Source organism: Methylobacterium organophilum, from assembly GCF_022179465.1.
GTDB classification, from domain to species: Bacteria; Pseudomonadota; Alphaproteobacteria; order Rhizobiales; family Beijerinckiaceae; genus Methylobacterium; species Methylobacterium organophilum.
The window spans coordinates 215,810-235,044 of the sequence record NZ_BPQV01000003.1 but is presented as its reverse complement, the minus strand read 5'-3'; the positions used below and the strand labels follow the sequence as shown (position 1 = coordinate 235,044).

The following is a 19,235-nucleotide window of genomic DNA, read 5'->3' as shown; positions in this document are numbered from 1 at the left end:
CATTCGCACGGGAGACAGCCTGAGGATGACGCAGACCAACGGGACCAAGGCCACGCAGCTGCGCCGAGCCGCCGAGGACGCCTTCGCCGAGGAGCTCGAGGCCCTGCGCGCGGCCGACGACCGGCCCCGGCCGCCGAACTGGCAGCTCTCGCCGCAAGCCGTCGTCACCTACCTGCTGGGTGGGCGGCTGCCGTCCGGCTTCGCGGTCTCGCCGAAATATATCGGCGACCGGCGCCTCATGGAGATCGCGGTGGCGACGCTCGCCACCGACCGGGCGCTGCTGCTCCTCGGGGTTCCGGGCACCGCCAAGAGCTGGGTCAGCGAGCACCTGGCGGCGGCGATCAGCGGGACCTCGCGGCTCATCGTCCAGGGCACGGCCGGCACCAGCGAGGAGGCGATCCGCTACGGCTGGAACTACGCGCTGCTGCTCGCCAAGGGGCCGAGCCGCGAGGCCGTGGTGGGCTCGCCGATCATGCGGGCGATGAGCGAGGGCCGCATCGCCCGCGTCGAGGAGCTGACCCGCATCCCCTCGGAGACGCAGGACAGCTTCATCACCATCCTGTCCGAGAAGACCCTGCCGATCCCCGAGCTGAACGAGGAGGTGGCGGCGCAGAAGGGCTTCAACCTCATCGCCACGGCCAACAACCGCGACCGCGGGGTGAACGAGCTGTCGAGCGCCCTGAAGCGGCGCTTCAACACCGTGGTGCTGCCGCCGCCGGCCACGATCGAGGCGGAGATCGCCATCGTCGAGAGCCGCGTCGCCGCGCTCGGCCGCGCCTTCGAGATCCCGGCCGAGCCGCCGGGCGCCGACCAGATCCGCCGCGTCGTCACGATCTTCCGCGAATTGCGCGAGGGCGTGACCGCCGACGGCAAGAGCAAGGTCAAGCAGCCCTCCGGCACGCTCTCGACGGCGGAAGCCATCAGCGTGGTCGGCAACGGTCTGGCGCTCGCCGCACATTTCGGCGACGGGCGCCTCTCGGCCCAGGACCTCGTCTCCGGGATCAGCGGCGCCGTGGTGAAGGATCCGGTCCAGGACGCGATCGTCTGGCGCGAATACCTGGAGACCGTGGTCAAGGAGCGGGCCGAGTGGAAGGACCTGTACCGGGCCGCCCGCGAGAGCGCCTGAGCGCGCGATGCCCGAGATCCGCCTCTACGGCATCCGCCATCACGGGCCGGGCTCGGCCCGCTCGCTGCGCGCGGCCCTGGACGCCTTCGCGCCCGATTGCCTGCTGATCGAGGGGCCGCCGGATGCCGAGGCCCTGATCCCCCTCGCCGCCGCGGAGGGCATGACGCCGCCGGTGGCCCTCCTCGTCTATCGGCCGGACCGGCCGCAGGCCTGCGCCTTCTTCCCCTTTGCGGCCTTCTCGCCGGAATGGGTGGCGTTGCGGCACGGGATCGCGGCGGGGGCGAGCCTGCGCTTCATCGACCTGCCCCACGCGATCCAGCTCGCGGACGGCTTCGGTAAAGCGGAGGAGAGCGGGGAAGCGCCGCAGGACGCGCCGCCGGCCGAGGCCCTCGCCTCCGCGGGGGCGGCGCCTCCGGAAAGCGCCGCGGCGGCGCCCGCCGCGATCCGGCGCGATCCCTTCGGCGAACTGGCCCAGGCCGCGGGCTTTCCCGATGGGGAGCGCTGGTGGGATGCCTTCGTCGAGAGCCGGGCGGGGGCGGATGGGGACGTGTTCGCGGCGATCGCGGAGGCGATGGCGGCCCTGCGGGAGCAGGACGACCCCGATCCCGACGAGGCCTTCCGCGAGGAGGCCCGCGAGGCGCAGATGCGCCAGTCCATCCGCAAGGCGGCCAAGGAGGGCTTCGAGCGCGTCGCGGTGATCTGCGGCGCCTGGCACGTGCCCGCCCTGGCGCGGCACGACGCGCGCGGGCAGTCGGCGGCGGACGCCGCGACCCTGAAAGGGCTGCCGAAGACCAAGGTCGCCGCCGCCTGGGCGCCCTGGTCCTACGAGCGGCTCGCCACGGCGAGCGGCTACCGGGCCGGCGTGCTCTCGCCGGAATGGTACGACACCCTCTGGAACCACGAATCCCGGGTCGCCGCCCGTTGGCTCGCCCGGGCCGCGGCGCTGCTGCGGGAGGCGGATCTCGATGCCTCGCCGGCCTCGGTGATCGAGGCGGCCCGCCTCGCCGAGGCCCTGGCGGGCTTCCGCGGCCGGGCCCGGCCCTCCCTCGACGATCTCGACGAGGCGGCCCAGGCGACCCTCTGCTTCGCCGATCCGGGGCCGATGGCGCTGATCCGGCGCAAGCTCGTGATCGGCGAGCGCCTCGGCGCCACCCCGCCGGCCAGCCCGGGCACGCCGGTGGAGGTCGATTTCGAGGTCCAGTGCAGGCGCCTGCGCCTGAAGCCCTCCGCCACGGCCGGGGAACTCACCCTCGACTTGCGCAAGGAGACCGACCTCGCCCGCAGCCATTTCCTCAACCGGCTCGCCTTGATCGGGATTCCCTGGGGCACGCGGCGGGAGGCGCGCGGGCGCGGCACCTTCAAGGAGGCCTGGTTCCTGGCCTGGCAGCCGGAATGGGTGGTGGAACTGGTGGCGGCCTCCGCCGAGGGCGGCACCGTGGCCGAGGCTGCGGCAAGCCGCGTCACGGCGCGCGCCCGGGCGGCGAGCCGGGTCTCGGAACTGTCGGGCCTGATCGGCACGCTGCTCGATGCGGATCTCGCCGAGGCCACGCAGGCCGTTATCGCCGCGCTCAACGACCGCGCCGCCGTCTCCGCGGACGTGTTCGACCTGATGGAGGCGCTGCCGCCGCTGGCCGACCTCGCCCGCTACGGGTCGGTCCGCGCCTCCGACACCGCGCCGGTGCTGGCGGTGGTGCGCGGATTGGTGCCGCGGGCGGCCGCCGGGCTCGTCGCCGCCTGCCAGAGCCTCGACGACGAGGCCGCCGCCATCGCCAAGAGGCATCTCGTTTCCGTATCGGCTGCCCTGTCGCTCCTGGAGGAGCCGGCGCTGAAGGCCGCCTGGCAGGAGGCGTTGCTGGCGCTCGCCGACCAGGAGCATGCCCATGGCCGCGTCGTCGGACGCGCCGTGCGCCTGCTCTTCGACGATCGCGTGGTCAGGGGCGATGAGGCCGGCCAGCGCCTCGCCCGCGCCCTGTCGCGGGCCTCCGGGGCGGCGCCGGCCGCCGCCTGGATCGAGGGCTTCCTCGAAGACAGCGGCACGGCCCTGATCCACGGGCGGGACCTGCTCGCCGTCCTCGACGACTGGCTCACGGGGCTCGACGAGGCCCTGTTCGTGGAGCTTCTGCCCCTTGTGCGCCGCACCTTCGCGACCATCGCCCCGGCCGAGCGCCGGGCGATCGGCGAGGCCCTGCGCCGGCCGGGAGGCGCCGTGCCGGAGGCCGGGCCGCCGGGCTATGTCTTCGACGCGGAGCGCGCGGCCAGGGTGCTGCCGATCCTCCATCGGCTGCTCGGCCCGGAGCCGGGAACGGGAGCGCCGGAATGAGCGACGAGAGCGAACGCCTGCGCCGCTGGCGCCTCGTGCTCGGGGGTGGCCCGGCCGAGGGGACCGGCTGCGCCCTCTCGGAGCACGACCTGCGCCTCGACCGGGCGATGGGCGCCCTCTACGATTCCGACCGCAAGGGAGGGCTCGGCGCCTCCGCGCCCTCGGTGCCGCGCTGGCTCGGCGATATCCGCGACTACTTCCCGGCCTCGGTCGTGCAGGTGATGCAGCGCGATGCCTTCGAGCGCCTCGACCTCAAGCGCATGCTCAGCGAGCCCGAGATGCTGGAGGCGGTCGTGCCCGACGTCTCCCTGGTCTCGACGCTGATCTCCCTGCGCGGCCTGCTCGGCGGCCGGACCAGGGACACGGCCCGCCTCGTCGTGCGCAAGGTGGTCGACGCCCTGATGAAGAAGCTCGAGGAGCCCCTGCGCCAGGCGGTGAACGGCGCGATCGACCGGGCGAGCCTGAACCGGCGCCCGCGCCATGCCGAGATCGACTGGAACCGCACCATCCGGGCGAATCTGCGCCACTACCAGGCGGAGTACCGCACCATCATCCCGGAGACGCGGCTCGGCCATGGCCGAAAGAGCCGCGGCTCGCTCAAGGACGTGATCCTGTGCATCGACCAGTCGGGCTCGATGGCCAATTCCGTGGTCTATTCGAGCATCTTCGGTGCGGTGATGGCCTCACTGCCCGCGGTCTCGACCCGGCTCGTGGTGTTCGACACGGAGGTGGTCGACCTCTCCGACACCATGGACGATCCGGTGGAGGTGCTGTTCTCGGTGCAGCTCGGCGGCGGCACCGACATCAACCGGGCGGTGGGCTACTGCGAATCCCGGATCACCCGGCCCGAGGACACGGTGCTGGTGCTGATCTCCGACCTCTACGAGGGCGGCGTCGAGGCGGGGCTGCTGGCGCGGGCGCAGCGTCTGGTCGGCAGCGGCGTGCAGGTGATCGCCCTGCTCGCCCTCTCCGACGAGGGCGCGCCGGCCTATGACCGGGCGCTCGCCGCGCGGCTCGTCGCCCTGGGCGTGCCCGCCTTCGCCTGCACGCCGGACCTGTTCTCCGACCTGATGGCGGCGGCGATCCGCAAGCAGGATCTCGGCGCCTGGGCGGCCCAGGCCGGCATCGCCGCCGTGCCGGCCGCCGAGACGCGATAGCGAACGCCCGGCGCCGGGGCGCCGGGAGGCGCTTCCTGTTTGCGCCCTCAGAAGCTCGCCTGCGTGACGAACTTCGTGGTGAGATAGGCCTCGATCGCCTCGGAGCCGCCCTCGCTGCCGTAGCCCGAATCCTTGACACCGCCGAAGGGCGTCTCGGGCAGGGCGATGCCGTGGTGGTTGATCGAGACCATGCCCGCCTCGACCTGCGAGCCCACCCGCGTCGCCCGCTCCGCCGAGCGGGTATAGGCATAGGCCGCGAGCCCGTAGGGCAGGCGGTTGGCCTCCTCCAGGGCCTCCTCGTCGCGGCTGAAGCGCCGGATCGCGGCGATCGGACCGAAGGGCTCCTCGTTCATGAGGCGCGCCTCGAGGGGCACGTCCGTGAACACGGTCGGCTCGAAGAAATGACCCTGGTTGCCGATGCGCTTGCCGCCGGTGCGTAGGGTGGCGCCCTTCTCGTTGGCATCGGCCACCAGGGCCTCCATCGCTTCGAGCCGGCGGGCATGGATCAGGGGGCCCATCTGCGTGACCTCCTCGAGACCGGGGCCGACCTTCAGCCCCTTCGAGACGGCCACGAAGCCGTCGACGAAGCGGTCATAGACCTTCTCCTGGACGAGAAAGCGGGTCGGGGCGACGCAGACCTGCCCGGCATTGCGGTACTTGTTGGCCGAGAGCACCCGCACGGCGGTCTCGACATCGGCATCGTCGAACACGATCGCCGGGGCGTGGCCGCCGAGCTCCATCGTGGCCCGCTTCATGTGCTGGCCGGCGAGCGCCGCGAGCTGCTTGCCCACGGCGGTGGAGCCCGTGAAGGTGATCTTCCGGATGACCGGATGCGGGATCAGGTAGCCGGAGATCTCGGCGGGCTCGCCGAAGACCAGGGCGAGGGCGTCGCCCGGCACCCCTGCATCGAGGAAGGCGCGCACCAGCTCGGCGCAGCTCGCCGGCGTGTCCTCGGGCCCCTTCAGGATCACCGGGCAGCCGGTGCAGAGGGCCGCGGAAAGCTTGCGCACCGCCTGGTTGATCGGGAAGTTCCAGGGCGTGAAGGCGGCGACGGGGCCGACCGGCTCGCGCACCACGATCTGCAGCACGCCGTCCGCCCGGGCGGGGATCACCCGGCCATAGGCGCGCCGGCCTTCCTCCGCGAACCACTCCATGATGTCGGCCGCCACCGCGGTCTCGATGCGCGCCTCGGCCAGGGGCTTGCCCTGTTCCAGGCTCATCAGCCGGGCGATGGTCTCGGCGCGCTCGCGCATCAGCCCGGCGGCCTTCCGGAGCACCTTGCCGCGCTCGAAGGCCGAGACGGCCCGCCAGGCGGCGAAGCCGCGGGCGAGGGCTTCCAGCGCCTCGTCGAGATCGGCCCGGGTGGCGCAGGCCAGCCGGCCGAGCGTCTCGCCCGTGGCCGGGTTCAGGATCGGGAGGGTGTCGCCGCCGGCGCCCGCGCGCCAATGGCCGGCGATGTGGAGCTTGACGTCGGGAAACATGGGCAGGCCCCGCTTACGGCGATGAGACCGCCGGGACCTAGCGCAGTTCGGGGCCGGTTAGGAGCGTTTCCTCCTCAGGCGGCGATCCGCTCTGCGTCGGGCGCAGAGATCGACGCCCCTTCGCCCCGGCGCGCCCGCAGGGTGCCGCCCTTGGGCACGATCTTCCAGCCCTCGCGGCAGCCGTCGATCGGCTCGGAGACCACGGTCAGGCCCTGCGGCGTCTCGCGGTAGTAGAGGCTCGGGGGGCGTCCGTCGCAGGCCCAGCGATAGGCGGTGAGGGTCTCGCCGTCGGTGAGGACGGCGGTGAAGCGGAAGGCCTCCGTGACCTTGGCCTCCTGCGTCAGCGTGCGCACGGTCGTCACCGTCCGGCGCATGGCGCCGACCGGATCCTCGGTCAGCCCCTCGGCCAGGGCGAGCAGGAAGATCGCTTCCGAATCCGTGGTGCCGCGGCGGGTGTCGTAGAGCTCGTCCGGGATCAGCGCCTCCAGCCGCCGCTTGATCCGGTGATAGCCGCCGATCTGGCCGTTATGCATGAACAGGTGGCGGCCATGGGCGAAGGGATGGCAGTTCGCCCGGGTGGTGGCCGTGCCCGTCGATGCGCGGACATGGGCGAAGAAGGTGCGCGCGCGGACCTGCGAGCAGAGATTGACCAGGTTCTCGTCCGACCAGGCCGGGCAGATGTCGCGGTAGAGACCGGGCTCCGGGCGCTCGCCGTACCAGCCGATCCCGAACCCGTCCCCGTTGGTCTCGGTCTTCGCCTCGGTGGCGTGCAGGGACTGGTGCACGAGGGAATGCGTCGGCGCGCAGACGAGTTCGTTCAGGAAAACCGGCTCACCGAGATAGGCCAGGAAACGGCACATCGCGGACCTCTGAACCTCCGTGTCTCGCTCGGGAGCGTGCCCGAGCCGCCGCCTGAACGGCTCCCCATGCAAGCCTCGGTCCGGAAGGCCGAGATTCGTTTGCGGAGGCTAACATTCATGCCAAGATGGTGAACAGGTTCTTAATGCGCCGTGGCGCCTGGAAGCATAACCTCCTGATTTGGGCTGAACCCGAAGGCATGGCCGCCGGTTGTCGGTGAGCGCCGCACGTTGTCCGCGGTGTCCCCCCTCCCGCGTCGCGTACAGGCAGGTCCCGCTCCGCCGGACCTGAGAAACCCATTCGAACGAGCGAAGGAGATTCCATGGCTCACGCAAACCCGGATCATCGCGTGGCTCTCGTCGTCGAGGAGGATGCCGACCTTCGCAACCTCGCCTCCGTCCTCATCGAGGAGACGGATCTCGATGTCATCGCCTGCGAGAGCGCAGAGGCGGCCCTCTCCGTGCTGGAGCGGCCCGACGTGGATGTGGCGATGGTGCTCGCCGACACGGCTTTGGCCGGCGCGATGGATGGCGTGGCGCTCGCCCGCACGGTGGATGCGCGCTGGCCGGAGGTCCGTCTGGTCGTGACCTCCAAGCGCGAGACGGACCGCGCGTCGGAATTGCCGTCTCACGCGGTGTTCCTGCGCAAGCCCTGGGTGCCGCTGGCCGTCCTCGTCCAGGCCGAGCGCGCCGCCCTGGAGCCGCACGCCTGACACAAACGGAAAAGGCCCGCGCTGTCGGGGGACAGCCGGGCCAGATCGTCTCGCTCGTCCGATGCAAAGGCCGCTTCGCAGCGGCCTTCATCGTTTTCGGCGCGAAGGGCCTCAGGAGGCCACGGCGGGAGCCGCGGCGGCCGGAGCCGGGCTCTGCTGCTGGCCGAAGCCGGGGCGGCGCGGGGCGCCGGTACGGGGCTTCGGCTTCGGGGCCGCGATCAGGCCCTCGCGGATGGCGGTCTTGCGGGCCTGCTTGCGGGCACGGCGCACGGCCTCGGCCTTCTCGCGAGCCTTGCGCACGGACGGCTTCTCATAGGCCTTCCGCTGCTTCATCTCGCGGAAAATGCCCTCGCGCTGCATCTTCTTCTTGAGGACGCGGAGCGCCTGATCGACGTTGTTGTCGCGAACGAGTACCTGCAACGGACTTGATCCTCTGGAATACGTCTTTACCGGACCGCGCCCGATCCGGACCCCCTCAAGGGAAAAACCGACAAACGCCCCTGTCCCGGGATCGGCCCAGGAGGGGCGCGTCGTGTGTCCGAATCGGCGCGAAAGCTTGCACCTGACCTCACGCCATACACCAACGGCGACGCCGTTGGAAGTCGGCGTGAAACCGTTAGGCGTGGGATTGGATGAAGTTGCGCACGAGCGGGTAGGTCTGGCCCTCCCACTTGCGGCCGGAGAAGACGCCGTAATGGCCGACGCCCGCCTGGAGATGATGGCTCTTCATGTGCGGCGCGAGCCCCGTGCACAGATCGTGGGCGGCCATGGTCTGGCCGACGGAGCAGATGTCGTCCCGCTCGCCCTCCACCGTCATCAGCGCCGTGCGGCGGATCGCGCCCATGTCGATCGGCGTGCCGCGATAGGTCAGCGCGTTGCGGGCGAGGTCGTAGGTCTGGAACACCTTCGAGACGGTCTCGAGGTAGAATTCCGCCGTGAGGTCGAGCACGGCGAAATACTCGTCGTAGAAGGTCTCCAGCGCGGTCGCCTTCTCGGCCTCGTCGTTCATGTAGTGCCAGAACAGGTCGCTATGGGCCTGGCTGTGGCGCTTGGCGTTCATCGCGACGAAGGCCGAAACCTGCATGAAGCCCGGATAGACCTTGCGGCCGGCGCCCTTGTGGCGGGCGGGCACGGTGGCGATCAGGTTCTGCTCGAACCACTCGATCGGCTTCGAGGTGGCGAGCTCGTTCACGCTGGTCGGGCTGACGCGGCAATCCACCGGGCCGGCCATCAGCGTCATGCTGCGCGGCTGCGTCCGGTTTTTCGACTGGGCCATCACCGCGGTCGCGGCGAGCGCCTGCACCGCGGGCTGGCAGACCGCCAGGAGATGCGTGCCCTCGCCCATGGTCTCGACGAACCGCACGACGTGATCGACATAGTCGTCGAAGCCGAAGCGGCCCTCGGAGACCGGGACGTCGCGGGCATTGTGCCAGTCGGTGATGTAGACGTCGTGATCGGGCAGCAGGGTGCGGATCGTGCCCCGCAGCAGCGTCGCGAAGTGGCCCGACAGGGGGGCGAGCACCAGCACCTTCGGCTGCTCGGTCTCGACGTCCTTGCGGAAGCGCAGCAGCGTCCCGAAGGGCGTGGCGACCACCGGCTCCTCGAGAACGGGCACCTCGCGGTTGCCGACCGTCACCCGGCTGATGCCGTAGGAGGGTCGGGTGAAGGTGAGGCCCGCCCGCATCATCATGCGCGCACCGGCCGACCACCATTTCGCCGGGCCGCCGAAGGGCGAATCGGCGAACGGCGCGGTCGCATCGCGGATCACGCGGCCCCAGGCCCGGGTCTGGCGCGCGATGTCGCTCTGAACGTCGAAGGCTTCGTACATCATCGACCGGTGTCTCCTGCGGGAGGGGACACCGCCGATGCACGACCGGTGGCGCCCTCCCGCGGCAGCCCGCAGGCGGTCTGCGAGGAGGCGGCAGGGTCATCCGCCTCGCAAGGGCGCGCAACCAGCAAAAAGTATATATGTGAACGAGTGTCGTATCCGCGCATCACCCACATCCGGACCGGCCACCGGGAGAAGCCGCTTTCGTCCTTGTCCCGACGCGAGCATCATGCCCACCGGGGATTCGATAACTTCGAGGAAGATTTTCGGATCCCGGACGTGCGGCGATTTCGGTGGACAGCGCGGCTGGCGTGAAGCCGGATGATGGCTGGTACGAGTCTTGGATCGCATCTCGGCAACAATGGTGGAGGACAACGACCATGGCTGAGGCGACGCTGACGATTTCGAGCCGGAACTACTCCTCCTGGTCCCTGCGCGGCTGGCTGATCTGCCGGATGGTCGGCCTCGATTTCGAGACCGCCGTCGTCTCGGGGGCCGATGCCTCGATCCGGGCCGAATTGCTGCTGCTCTCGCCCTCCTTCCTCGTGCCGCGGCTCGACCATGGCGGGATCAGCGTGTGGGACACCCTCGCGATCGCGGAATATCTCAACGAGTCGTATCCCCAGGCGGGGCTTCTGCCGGAGCCGCCGGTCGAGCGGGCGCGGTGCCGCTCGGTGTCGGGCGAGATGCATGGCGGATTCATCAATCTGCGCTCGGCGCTGCCGATGAACCTGCGGGCGCTCCATCACGGCTTCAAGGTGTTCAACGGCGCCAAGGGCGACATCGAGCGCATCTGCACGATCTTCGAGGATTGCCTGTCGCGCTCCGGCGGCCCGTTCCTGTTCGGACCGAAGCCGACGCTCGCGGACGCGATGTACGCGCCCGTCTGCACGCGCTTTCGCACCTACGACGTGCGGCTGCCGTTCACGGCGGACACCTACAAGGACACGATTCTCGCCTGGGACCTGATGACCGAGTGGACCGAGGCCGCGGCCGGCGAGCCGGAGGAGATTCAGGAACTCGACATGGAGTTCTGATCGTCCTCCGGAATCGTCGAGGATGAGGGGCAGGCGCGAAGCCCTCCGACGCGCCGGCCCGCTCAGGCGTTGAAATCCAGCACCAGGCTCGATTTGGCGTAGGCGGTGCTCGAGCTGCCGTTGGCGCCGTAGCTGGCGCTGCTCGCCAAATTCGACTGCAACTGCTTCAGGAAATCCGCGAGGAGCGCGCTGGCATTGCTCGCCGTGCTCGCGGAATCGGTGGCGCTGGAGGATCCGTCGCTCGAATCCGTGCTCGCGGAGGCGGACAGGCCGTCCGAAGGCGGCGGGGGCGGCGGTCCTTGCATGCCGGCCGGACCCGAGGCGGCGGCATCCGCGAACATCGACTTCAGCGTGTCCGCCTGATCGCTCGTCAGGGTCCCGGCGCTGACCTGGTCCGCGATCAGGCCGTCGATCTTGGACTTCATCGCGCTCGGGTCGTGGCGCGCGGCGCCCTTGCTCGAACCCGTGTTCGACGTCGAGGTCGCGGAATCGTCTTCGGACAGGCTCGAATGGATGCTGTCCAGCGCGCTGGTGAGGGCGGTGGCATCGGTCGAGCTGATCGAGCCCGAGGACAGCGCGCTGCTGATCTCGTCCGCGATCGGGTCGCTGCCCTGGCCTTGGCCCTGGGGCGGCGGGGGTGGCGGACGGGTCGCCTGGGTGCTCGTCGAGGAGAACAGACTGGAGATGGCGGTCATCGATCGCTCCGGTGGCGGCGATACGCGCAGGGTGCGTGATCGCGACGCTCAGGAGAGGCCGCCATGCTTAACGGGATCCTGATGCCGGGCGGTGCCTGTGTTTCCAGATGTTTCGGAGGCGGCTTGAGAAACCTTTCGCGTCAAATTTCCGGTTCGAATCGATCCGGCCTAAGCCTCGAGTCCGGCCGGCGGCGTCGTCCTGCGCGCTGGAACCGGATCCGACCCCGTCGGGCGTGACGTCTCCCCACCCGTGGCCGCGGGCAGGTCGATGCGGGCGACGAGGCCGCCGCCCTCGCGGTTGCGCAGAGCGAGCCGCCCGCCATGCGTCTCGGCGATGGCCAGCACGATCGAGAGCCCCAGGCCGAAGCCGCTCGCCTCGTTGAGATTGCGGGCCCGATCGCCCCGGACGAAGGGCTGCAGCATCGCCGCGTGCTCGGCATCCGGGATGCCGGGGCCCTCGTCGCTCACCTCCACGGCGATGCCGTGCGGCCCGGCGCTCATCGCGATGCGGGCCGCGCCGGCATATTTCACGGCGTTGTCCACGAGGTTGGTGATCGCCCGCTGCAATTCCTCCGGCCGCCCGCGCACCAGCACGTGACGGGCACGATCCAGCGTCACGTCGGCGCCCACGTCGCTGAAATCGTCGCAGACGGTCTGGACGATCGAGGCGAGATCGATCAGCGGCATCGGCCCCGCATTCCCGCTCTGGCCGTCCCGCACGTAGGAGAGGGCCGCCTCGACGAGGCCGTTCATCTGGTCGAGGTCGCGCAGGGTCGCAGCCCGGGCGTGCTCATCCTCGATGAACTCGGCCCGCAGCCGCAGCCGCGTGATCGGCGTGCGCAGATCGTGGCTGATCGCGGCCAGCATCTGGGTGCGATCGTCGATCAGGCGATGCACGCGTGCGCGCATCCGGTCGAGGGCGCGGGCGACGGCCAGCACCTCCTCCGGCCCGCGCTTCGGCAGGGGCAGCGGGCTCGCCTCGGTCCCGAAGGCCTCCGCCGCGTGGGCGAGGCGGGCGAGCGGCGCCGTGAGCGCCCGGGTCGCCCAGAGGGAGAGCATGGCGAGGCTCAGCCCCAGGAAGAGCAGGGTGAGGACGAGGGGCCCCTGGAGCGAGGGCCGCGGCGGTTCGGCCGGCAGCACTGCCTGAAGGCGGGCGCCGGAAGGGGTGGCGAGGCCGATATGGAGGATCCGGCCGCCATTCGGACCGGCGCCGGTTCCGAGGAGAGTCAGGTCGAGATTCGGGCCGAAGACCTCGCGCACGCGGTCGAGCATCCCCCGTCCCTCGCCGAGATCCTGCTTGGGGCCGCCGGTGGCCGGCAGCGTCCCATCCCAGGCGGAGAGCCGCAGGGCGGGCAGCGTCTTGGCCGCGGAGGTCAGCACCCCCTCGCGCGCGGCGGGGTCGGAGGCATCGACGAGGCGGGCAACCGTGGCGAGCCGGGTGGCCGCGACCCCGGGATGACCTTCCGCCCGCCAGGGCTCGCGCAGAGCCAGGACGGCGAGGCCGGCGCAGATATGGGCGGCCAGGATCGAGGCGACGACGAGCAGGGCGATCTGGCCCGCCGCCGAGCGCGGGCGGGGCCAGGGAAAGCGCCGGCGATTCGGCAGGGCGGCCTCCCGACTGGCCTCGGAACCGGAGATCGGCGCGAGCCTCGCGCTGCCCTGCGTCGGTTCCGCACCGGCATTTTTCGAAAAGGGATATCCGTTTTTCGGGCCGAGGCCCTCGATCCCCGCGCTCATGCGATCCCCGCACTCATGATCGTGTGATCTCCGGCGCGAACAGGTAGCCGCCGGAACGGATCGTCCGGATGATCTCCGGGCTGCGCGGGTCCCGCTCGATCTTCTGGCGAATCCGGCTGACCAGCACGTCGATGCTGCGCTCGAACGGGCCGGCGGCGCGGCCCTGGGTCAGGTCGAGCAGCTGGTCGCGGGAGAGAACCCGGCCCGGGCGCAGGCAGAGCGCGTGGAGCAGATCGAACTCGGCGCCGGTGATGGAGATGCGGGCACCCTCCGGGCTCAGAACCTGGCGCAGGGCCGCATCCAGGGTCCAGCCCGCGAAATGGAGCTTGCGCAGGCCATCGTCCTCCTGGCGGTCGCTGCCGGCGCCCCGCCGCAGGATTGCCCGGATGCGGGCCAGGAGCTCCCGTGGGTTGAACGGCTTTCCGAGATAGTCGTCGGCGCCGATCTCGAGCCCGACGATGCGATCGACATCCTCCGACTTCGCGGTGAGCATGATGATCGGGATGGACGAGTTGGCCCGCAGCCTCCGGCACAGGTTGAGGCCGTCCTCGCCCGGCAGCATCAGGTCGAGGACGATCAGGTCCACCCGGGCGTCGAGCAGCACCCGGTCCATTTCCTTCCCGTCGCCCGCGAGCGTCACCCGGCACTCGTTGGCGCGCAGGTAGCGGGCGACGAGGGCGCTGATCTCGCGGTCGTCCTCGACGACGAGGATGTGGGGCGTGGGCGCGGCGGCGGTGGTGCTCATGATCCGTCTGCAGTGAAAGGCGACCCTCTGTCGGGTGTTATGCCCGGCGCCGGCTGCGGATCGAAGAGAGTCGGGAAACAAACCTTGTAACCCGATGTTGCGGGACCGCGGCTCCGAGATGTTCGGAAACCTGCCGAAACCGGGGCGGGAAAAGCCGAAATCCCTTTCACGGGGGCGATTGCCCGGAGTCGCGCCGATTCCTATGTCGGAGCGGACACTGATTCGGCCCTCCGGCGAAACCGCCGGGGCGGCGCTCCAGGGAGACCGACCATGCAGGGCCCGAACCGCATCCTCGACGATTTCGCCCGCCTCTTCACCGATGCGGCCGGTGCCGCCCAGGGCGTGCGCCGGGAGGCCGAGACCCTGGTGAAGGGCCAGTTCGAGCGCCTGATCCGCGACATGGACATCGCCACCCGCGAGGAGGTGGACGTGCTGCGCGACCTCGTCGCCTCGCTGCGGACCCAGAACGAGGCGCTCGCCACCCGGGTCGCCGCCCTCGAAACCAAGCTCGGCGCCTTCGAAGCCAAGGCCGGCGGCTCCGAGGCGGTGTGACCCCGGGCTTCGAGGCCGCCTGTGATTTTGCACAGGAAGGATCGGTGGAAATGCGCGTTGCCCACCGCTCAACCCCAAATGGAGCTTTGAAGCTTCCGGGCGGGGCAGGTTATAACCGCTAAAGCACTGATTCGCCCCGACCGGAAAGACGGGACCGCAGCCGGAGTCAAATGATCCGTGGTGCAGACCTTCGCGAGAAGGTTCGCGACCTTGGGTTGCCCAATCTGCGGGCCGCAATTGCTTTTGCGCCGGCCGTTTCGACATGACTCGACCGGCCGACAACTTGGATCGCCATGAACCAGCTCCAGATCGAAGATCACGACCGGCCCGAGCACCCGCTCGACGTCGTCGAACGCATCGCCTCCCTGCGCGACTGGATGTTCGACCGGGCGGAAGCCGACGAGATGTCGGTCTCGGTCCAGGGCCGCTGGACGGATTACCACATCGCCTTCACCTGGATCGAAGACGTCGAGGCGCTGCACGTCGCTTCCGCCTTCGACCTCAAGGTGCCGGAGCGGCGCCGGACCGAGGTGCTGAAGCTCGTCACCCTCGTCAACGAGCAGCTCTGGATCGGCCATTTCGATCTCTGGTCGACCGACAGCGTCGTGATGTTCCGCCACTCCCTGCTGCTGACCGGCGGCATCGCGCCGACGCAGGGCCAATGCGCCATGCTGATGAAGAGCGCGACCGATGCCTGCGAGCGCTACTACCAGGCCTTCCAGTTCGTGATCTGGGCCGGCAAGAGCGCCCGGGAATCCCTGGACGCCGTCCTGTTCGAGACCGAGGGCGAGGCCTGAGCGGGGCGATGGCGAACGTCACCGGCCTGCCCGCCTCGCTGACCCTCTTCGGCGCGGGCAAGATGGGCGGGGCCATGCTGCGGGGCTGGCTCGCCGGCGGCCTCGATCCCGCCCGCACCACGGTCGTCGACCCGCATCTCTCTCCCGAGATGGCGATGCTCTGCGCCGAGCGCGGCATCGCCGTGAACCCGGCCGCGCCCGCCCCGGCCGAGACGCTGGTGCTGGCGATCAAGCCGCAGGGGCTGGCCGAGGCCGCTGCCGCGCTGGCCCCGTTCGTCGGCCCGGGCACGCTCCTCGTCTCGGTCCTCGCGGGCAAGACCATCGCCGATCTCAAGGCCCGCCTTCCGGGCCTCGCCTGCGTCGTGCGCACCATGCCGAACCTGCCGGCCAGCATCGGCCGGGGCGCCACCGGCGCCGTGGCAAGCCCGGAGGTCTCCCCCGGCCAGCGCGCGGCGGCGGAGGCCCTGCTGGCCTGTTCCGGCTTGGTGGAGTGGCTCGACGACGAGGGGCTGATCGACGCGGTGACGGCCCTGTCCGGCTCGGGGCCGGCCTATGTCTTCCTGCTCGCCGAGACCCTGGCCGCGGCCGGGATCGCGGCGGGCCTGCCCGCCGAGACGGCCGCGCGGCTCGCCCGCGCCACGGTGTCCGGGGCGGGGGCGCTGCTCGAGGCCACCGGCACGGAGGCGGGACAGCTGCGGCGGGACGTGACCTCGCCGGGCGGCACCACCGCGGCGGCCCTGGCGGTGCTGATGCGCGAGGGCGCCATGCCGGATCTGATGCGGGAGGCCGTGGCCGCGGCGGCCCGCCGGGCGGCCGAGCTTTCCGGCTGATCGAAGCCGGCGGGTCGGGCGCTTCTTTTCCCGGTCGGTCGGACGAGGGGAGCCCCGTTCGATCGGAGCGGTCGCCCGGGCGGCGTGGGTCAGGCCGCGATCCGCGGCTGCGCCTGTCCCCGCGCGGCGTGAACGAGGTCGCGCAGGCCGGAGGGCAGGGCCGCGAGCCCCGTGAAGAGCAGCGGCGCCAGCATCATCCCCCAGTAGAAATTGTCCGGGCGTCCGATCAGCATGAAGGCGAGGCTCAGCCCGCCGAGCAGCAGGGCGACCCGCAGGCCGAGGCCGCCGGGCCAGGCGGCCCAGCCCAGCAGGCAGAGGGGTGCCACCAGGGCGACCAGCGGGAACGGCGCCAGGGTGAGGAGCGTGCAGGCGCCGATCATGCTCAGCACGAAGGGCCACCCGCCGGCCGCGCTCCATCCGGGCGAGGCGGGGTCGGCCGCGGTCACGAGGTGGCTGAGCGTCAGGGCATGGGCGGCGAGGAGCCCGGCGAAGGCGAGGATGGCGGCGATCCAGGCCAGCGCCTCCCGCCGGTTGCCCTCGACCAGCGCCACGAAGGCCATGACGCAGAGATAGGGCAGGGCGAGCTCGCGGAAGGCGACCGCCACGAAGCCGATCAGCACGCTCCCGATCCAGCGCTCCCGGCTGCGGCAGGCCAGCGACAGCACCACCAGCACCGAGGCCCAGGCCTCGTGCCAGAAGCCGAAGACCGGGACGCCGAAGGGCAGCAACCCGACGACGGTGAGCGCGATGGCGGCGGCCAGGGCGCGGCCGGGGCCGAGATCCCGGAACAGGCGGAACGCCATGACGAGGGCGGCCAGGGCCGCGAGGCCGCACAGGACGCGCTGGGCCGCTTCGATCCCGATCCGCGCCTGCAACAGGGCGAGGGTGGGCAGGCGCACCGTTACGAAGGGCTTGAGCGGGTAGCCGCGCTGGCGCTGCTCGGCGAGGGCGGCGGTGTAGTAGCCCTCGCCCGCGGCGACGCGCTCGGCGATCGCCGTGTAGAGCTTCACGTCGGTCTGCTCGGGGTCGGGCGAGGTCCGGACCATTCCGGCGTTCGGCGCGAAGGAGAGGGCGAGCCCGTAGACCATCAGCGCCGCGAGCCCGGCCAGGAGAGCCCGGGCCGCGAGGGCCGGCAGGCGGGCGAGGCGGCTCGCGGGTAGGGAGGGCCGCGACGCCGCCGGAACCGGCGCCGCGGTCAGCGCCGCCATGTCACCACGCTCGCGGCGGCGAAGTTCCAGACCGCGCCGATCACCGCGCCGGCGATGCCCGCGATCCACCAGATCTGCTGCGTCCCGTGCACCCAGGTGCCGACGCCGACATTGCCGAGGGCCCCGATCCCGCAGACCGCGTAGAAGCTCAGTAGGCCCGGCAGCAGCCGCCAGCCGCGCAGGCGCCGGTCGCGGTAGGTGAAGACGTTGTTGAGGCTGAAATTGAAGGTCATCGCCGCCCAGACGGCGAAGGCCTGGGCCGCGGCGAAGGGGGCGGTGAGGGCCAGCCCGAGGCCGAGCACGGCGAGGTGCACGCCGAGACCGAGGCCGCCCACCAGCAGGAAGCGGATCAGCCGGGGCGGCAGGAAGCGGCCCACGGTCTTGTCGATGAGCAGGTTCAGGTATTCGAGGACGACGGCGGAATCGAGCTTGCTCTCGCCCACCGTGCGGCTCCGGAAGGTGTAGGGCACTTCGGTCATGCGGAGGGGCTCCGGCGAGGAGGCGACGAGATCGAGCAGGATCTTGAAGCCGGTGCCGGACAGGCGCGGCAGGGCCGCCTCCAGGACCTCGCGGCGCAGGACGAAGAAGCCGCTCATCGGATCGCTCAGGCGGGTTCGGGTCATCTTGCGGGCGAGCTGCGTCGCCCAGCGGCTCGCCGCGGCGCGGCCCGAATCCCAGTCGCCGATACCGCCGCCCTCGACGTAGCGGGAGCCGACCGCGAGGTCGTGGCCGTCGCGCACGGCCGCGTAGAGGCGGGGCAGCAGGGTCTCGTCGTGCTGGCCGTCGCCGTCGATCACCGCGAGCACGGGGGCGGAGGTGGCGAGCATGCCTTCGATCACGGCGGAGGACAGGCCGCGCCGTCCGACCCGCTGGAGGACGCGCACCCGAACATTGCTCCGGCCGATCTCGCGCACCAGCGCGGCGGTGCCGTCCGGCGAATCGTCGTCGACGAAGATCGCTTCCCAGGAGATCGTCGCGAGGGCCGCTTCGAGCCCGGCGAGCAGACGGCGGACATTGCCCGCCTCGTTGCGCGTGGGGATGATGACGGCGAGCTCGAGGGGGGCGTCGTCAGGGACGAGCCTGCGCTCGGCAACGATCGGGGCGTGGAGCATCGGGGCCTCCGTCTGCCGGGGCCGGGCGGCGGACCACCCGGATCATCCCCTGCTATGGAGGCAGGCCTTTTAAGAATCGGTTTGATGCACAGCCCTGATTTCCGCCTTGTCCCTGCAAGCGGGCGCGAGTGGGCTTAAGTAAGGCCCGATGAGGCGGCCCGTCCCGGTCCGCGACACTCAGCCAGAGACGGAGCGCGACCATGGAAGCGAATCCCGATCCGAAGCCCGTGGCCAAGGCCGCGAAGGGGAAATCGGCCAAGCCCAATCCCCGCGAAGCCGCCGTCGAGGCGCTGATGCGGCTCGCCGCCGAGCAGCCCTGGAACGACATCGAGGTCGGGGACGTGGCCCGCGAGGCCGGGCTGAGTCTCGCCGAATTGCGGGAGCTGTTCCCGTCCAAGGGCGCCATCCTCGGCGGCCTGTCGCGGATCATCGACAGGAAGGTGCTGGAGGAGGAGGCGACCGACCTCGCCGATGAGCCGACCCGCGAGCGCCTCTTCGACGTGCTGATGCGCCGGCTCGACGCCATGGCGCCCTACAAGCCGGCCCTGCGCCGCATCGCCTACGCGCTGCGGGCCGACCCGCTCTCCCTGATGGCGCTGAACAACGTGGCCCTCAACTCGCATCGTTACATGCTGGCGGCGGCCGGCATCGACACGGAGGGACCGCTCGGGCGGGTGAAGCTGCAGGGCGTGGTGATCGCCTTCGCCCGCACCGTCGAGGTCTGGCTGGAGGACGACGACCCGGCGCTCGCCCGTACCATGGCCCGGCTGGACCAGGAGATCCGCCGCGGCGAGCGCTTCATGGAGCGGGCGGAGGATGCCCGCCGCCTCGCCGCGCCCTTCCGCGCCCTGGGCCGCGCCTTTCTCGACCGTCGCCCCGGCCGCGGCCGGCGCAGGGACACCGTCAAGGACGAGGACCCGGCGGTGGACGGCGATTCCGCCGCCGCGATCTGAGCCGGGGGCCGCGCCTGGGCCGCGGCATCCCGTCCTCGGGGCTACGCTGCCGTTTAAAATTGCTCTAAATAAGCTTGGCGGACCGGG

At 71.1% G+C, this 19,235-nt stretch carries 18 protein-coding genes; 9 read left to right on the top strand and 9 right to left on the bottom strand.

Annotated elements, in window-relative coordinates:
- Positions 1-25 precede the first annotated feature (25 nt).
- The 3 genes from MFF21_RS06590 to MFF21_RS06580 are packed head-to-tail and all read left to right on the top strand — an operon-like array spanning position 26 to position 4,603.
- Complete coding sequence (locus MFF21_RS06590) at positions 26-1,126, top strand: ATP-binding protein (RefSeq protein WP_238310445.1); 1,101 nt, start codon at positions 26-28, stop codon at positions 1,124-1,126.
- Positions 1,127-1,133: 7 nt separating this feature from the next.
- Positions 1,134-3,446 carry a DUF5682 family protein gene (locus MFF21_RS06585; protein WP_238310443.1) on the top strand — a complete coding sequence of 771 codons (2,313 nt, stop codon included), beginning with the start codon at positions 1,134-1,136 and terminating at the stop codon, positions 3,444-3,446.
- On the top strand, positions 3,443-4,603 hold the full coding sequence (locus tag MFF21_RS06580; RefSeq protein ID WP_238310439.1) for a VWA domain-containing protein: 1,161 nt from the start codon (positions 3,443-3,445) through the stop codon (positions 4,601-4,603). Before MFF21_RS06585 ends, MFF21_RS06580 begins: the two co-directional genes overlap by 4 nt.
- A 47-nt stretch (positions 4,604-4,650) precedes the next feature.
- Here the strand turns inward: MFF21_RS06580 and MFF21_RS06575 are convergent, their stop codons facing one another.
- Both MFF21_RS06575 and MFF21_RS06570 read right to left on the bottom strand, forming a co-directional pair.
- Positions 4,651-6,084 carry an NAD-dependent succinate-semialdehyde dehydrogenase gene (locus MFF21_RS06575; protein ID WP_238310437.1) on the bottom strand — a complete coding sequence of 478 codons (1,434 nt, stop codon included), beginning with the start codon at positions 6,082-6,084 and terminating at the stop codon, positions 4,651-4,653.
- 74 nt (positions 6,085-6,158) lie between these two features.
- On the bottom strand, positions 6,159-6,944 hold the full coding sequence (locus tag MFF21_RS06570) for a class II glutamine amidotransferase (RefSeq protein ID WP_238310435.1): 786 nt from the start codon (positions 6,942-6,944) through the stop codon (positions 6,159-6,161).
- 320 nt (positions 6,945-7,264) lie between these two features.
- On the opposite strand from MFF21_RS06570, the gene MFF21_RS06565 reads away from it, so the two are divergent.
- Complete coding sequence (locus MFF21_RS06565; protein WP_238310434.1) at positions 7,265-7,654, top strand: response regulator; 390 nt, start codon at positions 7,265-7,267, stop codon at positions 7,652-7,654.
- A gap of 111 nt (positions 7,655-7,765) precedes the next feature.
- Here MFF21_RS06565 and rpsU read toward each other — a convergent pair whose 3' ends face one another.
- Entirely contained in the window at positions 7,766-8,074 is a 309-nt protein-coding gene (rpsU, locus tag MFF21_RS06560) for a 30S ribosomal protein S21 (protein WP_238310430.1), read from the bottom strand.
- 196 nt (positions 8,075-8,270) lie between these two features.
- On the bottom strand, positions 8,271-9,485 hold the full coding sequence (locus MFF21_RS06555; protein WP_238310429.1) for a polyhydroxyalkanoate depolymerase: 1,215 nt from the start codon (positions 9,483-9,485) through the stop codon (positions 8,271-8,273).
- Positions 9,486-9,862: 377 nt separating this feature from the next.
- On the opposite strand from MFF21_RS06555, the gene MFF21_RS06550 reads away from it, so the two are divergent.
- Complete coding sequence (locus tag MFF21_RS06550) at positions 9,863-10,519, top strand: glutathione S-transferase family protein (protein ID WP_238310428.1); 657 nt, start codon at positions 9,863-9,865, stop codon at positions 10,517-10,519.
- 62 nt (positions 10,520-10,581) lie between these two features.
- Here MFF21_RS06550 and MFF21_RS06545 read toward each other — a convergent pair whose 3' ends face one another.
- From MFF21_RS06545 to MFF21_RS06535, 3 genes are all read right to left on the bottom strand, one after another.
- Positions 10,582-11,214 (bottom strand): hypothetical protein, encoded by a 633-nt coding sequence (locus MFF21_RS06545; protein WP_238310425.1) that lies wholly within the window; start codon positions 11,212-11,214, stop codon positions 10,582-10,584.
- Between the two features lie 168 nt (positions 11,215-11,382).
- Positions 11,383-12,951, bottom strand: a complete 1,569-nt coding sequence (locus MFF21_RS06540) for an ATP-binding protein (protein WP_238310423.1) — start codon at positions 12,949-12,951, stop codon at positions 11,383-11,385.
- Positions 12,952-12,964: 13 nt separating this feature from the next.
- On the bottom strand, positions 12,965-13,696 hold the full coding sequence (locus MFF21_RS06535) for a response regulator (RefSeq protein ID WP_238310422.1): 732 nt from the start codon (positions 13,694-13,696) through the stop codon (positions 12,965-12,967).
- A gap of 270 nt (positions 13,697-13,966) precedes the next feature.
- Between MFF21_RS06535 and MFF21_RS06530 the strand changes: the two genes are divergently transcribed.
- From MFF21_RS06530 to proC, 3 genes are all read left to right on the top strand, one after another.
- A complete protein-coding gene (locus MFF21_RS06530) occupies positions 13,967-14,248 on the top strand; it encodes an accessory factor UbiK family protein (RefSeq protein ID WP_238310421.1) in 282 nt (93 codons plus the stop codon).
- 293 nt (positions 14,249-14,541) lie between these two features.
- Complete coding sequence (locus tag MFF21_RS06525) at positions 14,542-15,045, top strand: type III secretion system chaperone family protein (protein ID WP_238310420.1); 504 nt, start codon at positions 14,542-14,544, stop codon at positions 15,043-15,045.
- Positions 15,046-15,053: 8 nt separating this feature from the next.
- Positions 15,054-15,875, top strand: a complete 822-nt coding sequence (gene proC, locus MFF21_RS06520) for a pyrroline-5-carboxylate reductase (RefSeq protein WP_238310419.1) — start codon at positions 15,054-15,056, stop codon at positions 15,873-15,875.
- A gap of 89 nt (positions 15,876-15,964) precedes the next feature.
- Here proC and MFF21_RS06515 read toward each other — a convergent pair whose 3' ends face one another.
- Both MFF21_RS06515 and MFF21_RS06510 read right to left on the bottom strand, forming a co-directional pair.
- A complete protein-coding gene (locus MFF21_RS06515; protein ID WP_238310418.1) occupies positions 15,965-17,083 on the bottom strand; it encodes a hypothetical protein in 1,119 nt (372 codons plus the stop codon).
- Positions 17,071-18,195 (bottom strand): glycosyltransferase family 2 protein, encoded by a 1,125-nt coding sequence (locus MFF21_RS06510; RefSeq protein ID WP_238310416.1) that lies wholly within the window; start codon positions 18,193-18,195, stop codon positions 17,071-17,073. Before MFF21_RS06510 ends, MFF21_RS06515 begins: the two co-directional genes overlap by 13 nt.
- Before the next feature lie 200 nt (positions 18,196-18,395).
- Between MFF21_RS06510 and MFF21_RS06505 the strand changes: the two genes are divergently transcribed.
- Complete coding sequence (locus MFF21_RS06505) at positions 18,396-19,148, top strand: TetR/AcrR family transcriptional regulator (RefSeq protein WP_238310414.1); 753 nt, start codon at positions 18,396-18,398, stop codon at positions 19,146-19,148.
- The last annotated feature ends 87 nt before the right edge of the window (positions 19,149-19,235 follow it).

Excerpts from the sequence above, each read along its gene's own strand:
- MFF21_RS06570 (WP_238310435.1), bottom strand. The coding sequence starts at position 6,944 with ATGTGCCGTTTCCTGGCCTATCTCGGTGAGCCGGTTTTCCTGAACGAA.
- MFF21_RS06540 (WP_238310423.1), bottom strand. The coding sequence starts at position 12,951 with ATGAGCGCGGGGATCGAGGGCCTCGGCCCGAAAAACGGATATCCCTTT.
- proC (WP_238310419.1), top strand. The coding sequence starts at position 15,054 with ATGGCGAACGTCACCGGCCTGCCCGCCTCGCTGACCCTCTTCGGCGCG.
- MFF21_RS06550 (WP_238310428.1), top strand. The coding sequence starts at position 9,863 with ATGGCTGAGGCGACGCTGACGATTTCGAGCCGGAACTACTCCTCCTGG.
- MFF21_RS06555 (WP_238310429.1), bottom strand. The coding sequence starts at position 9,485 with ATGATGTACGAAGCCTTCGACGTTCAGAGCGACATCGCGCGCCAGACC.
- MFF21_RS06590 (WP_238310445.1), top strand. The coding sequence starts at position 26 with ATGACGCAGACCAACGGGACCAAGGCCACGCAGCTGCGCCGAGCCGCC.
- MFF21_RS06515 (WP_238310418.1), bottom strand. The coding sequence starts at position 17,083 with ATGGCGGCGCTGACCGCGGCGCCGGTTCCGGCGGCGTCGCGGCCCTCC.
- MFF21_RS06545 (WP_238310425.1), bottom strand. The coding sequence starts at position 11,214 with ATGACCGCCATCTCCAGTCTGTTCTCCTCGACGAGCACCCAGGCGACC.
- MFF21_RS06505 (WP_238310414.1), top strand. The coding sequence starts at position 18,396 with ATGGAAGCGAATCCCGATCCGAAGCCCGTGGCCAAGGCCGCGAAGGGG.
- MFF21_RS06565 (WP_238310434.1), top strand. The coding sequence starts at position 7,265 with ATGGCTCACGCAAACCCGGATCATCGCGTGGCTCTCGTCGTCGAGGAG.
- MFF21_RS06585 (WP_238310443.1), top strand. The coding sequence starts at position 1,134 with ATGCCCGAGATCCGCCTCTACGGCATCCGCCATCACGGGCCGGGCTCG.
- MFF21_RS06575 (WP_238310437.1), bottom strand. The coding sequence starts at position 6,084 with ATGTTTCCCGACGTCAAGCTCCACATCGCCGGCCATTGGCGCGCGGGC.
- MFF21_RS06580 (WP_238310439.1), top strand. The coding sequence starts at position 3,443 with ATGAGCGACGAGAGCGAACGCCTGCGCCGCTGGCGCCTCGTGCTCGGG.
- MFF21_RS06510 (WP_238310416.1), bottom strand. The coding sequence starts at position 18,195 with ATGCTCCACGCCCCGATCGTTGCCGAGCGCAGGCTCGTCCCTGACGAC.
- MFF21_RS06525 (WP_238310420.1), top strand. The coding sequence starts at position 14,542 with ATGAACCAGCTCCAGATCGAAGATCACGACCGGCCCGAGCACCCGCTC.
- MFF21_RS06535 (WP_238310422.1), bottom strand. The coding sequence starts at position 13,696 with ATGAGCACCACCGCCGCCGCGCCCACGCCCCACATCCTCGTCGTCGAG.
- MFF21_RS06530 (WP_238310421.1), top strand. The coding sequence starts at position 13,967 with ATGCAGGGCCCGAACCGCATCCTCGACGATTTCGCCCGCCTCTTCACC.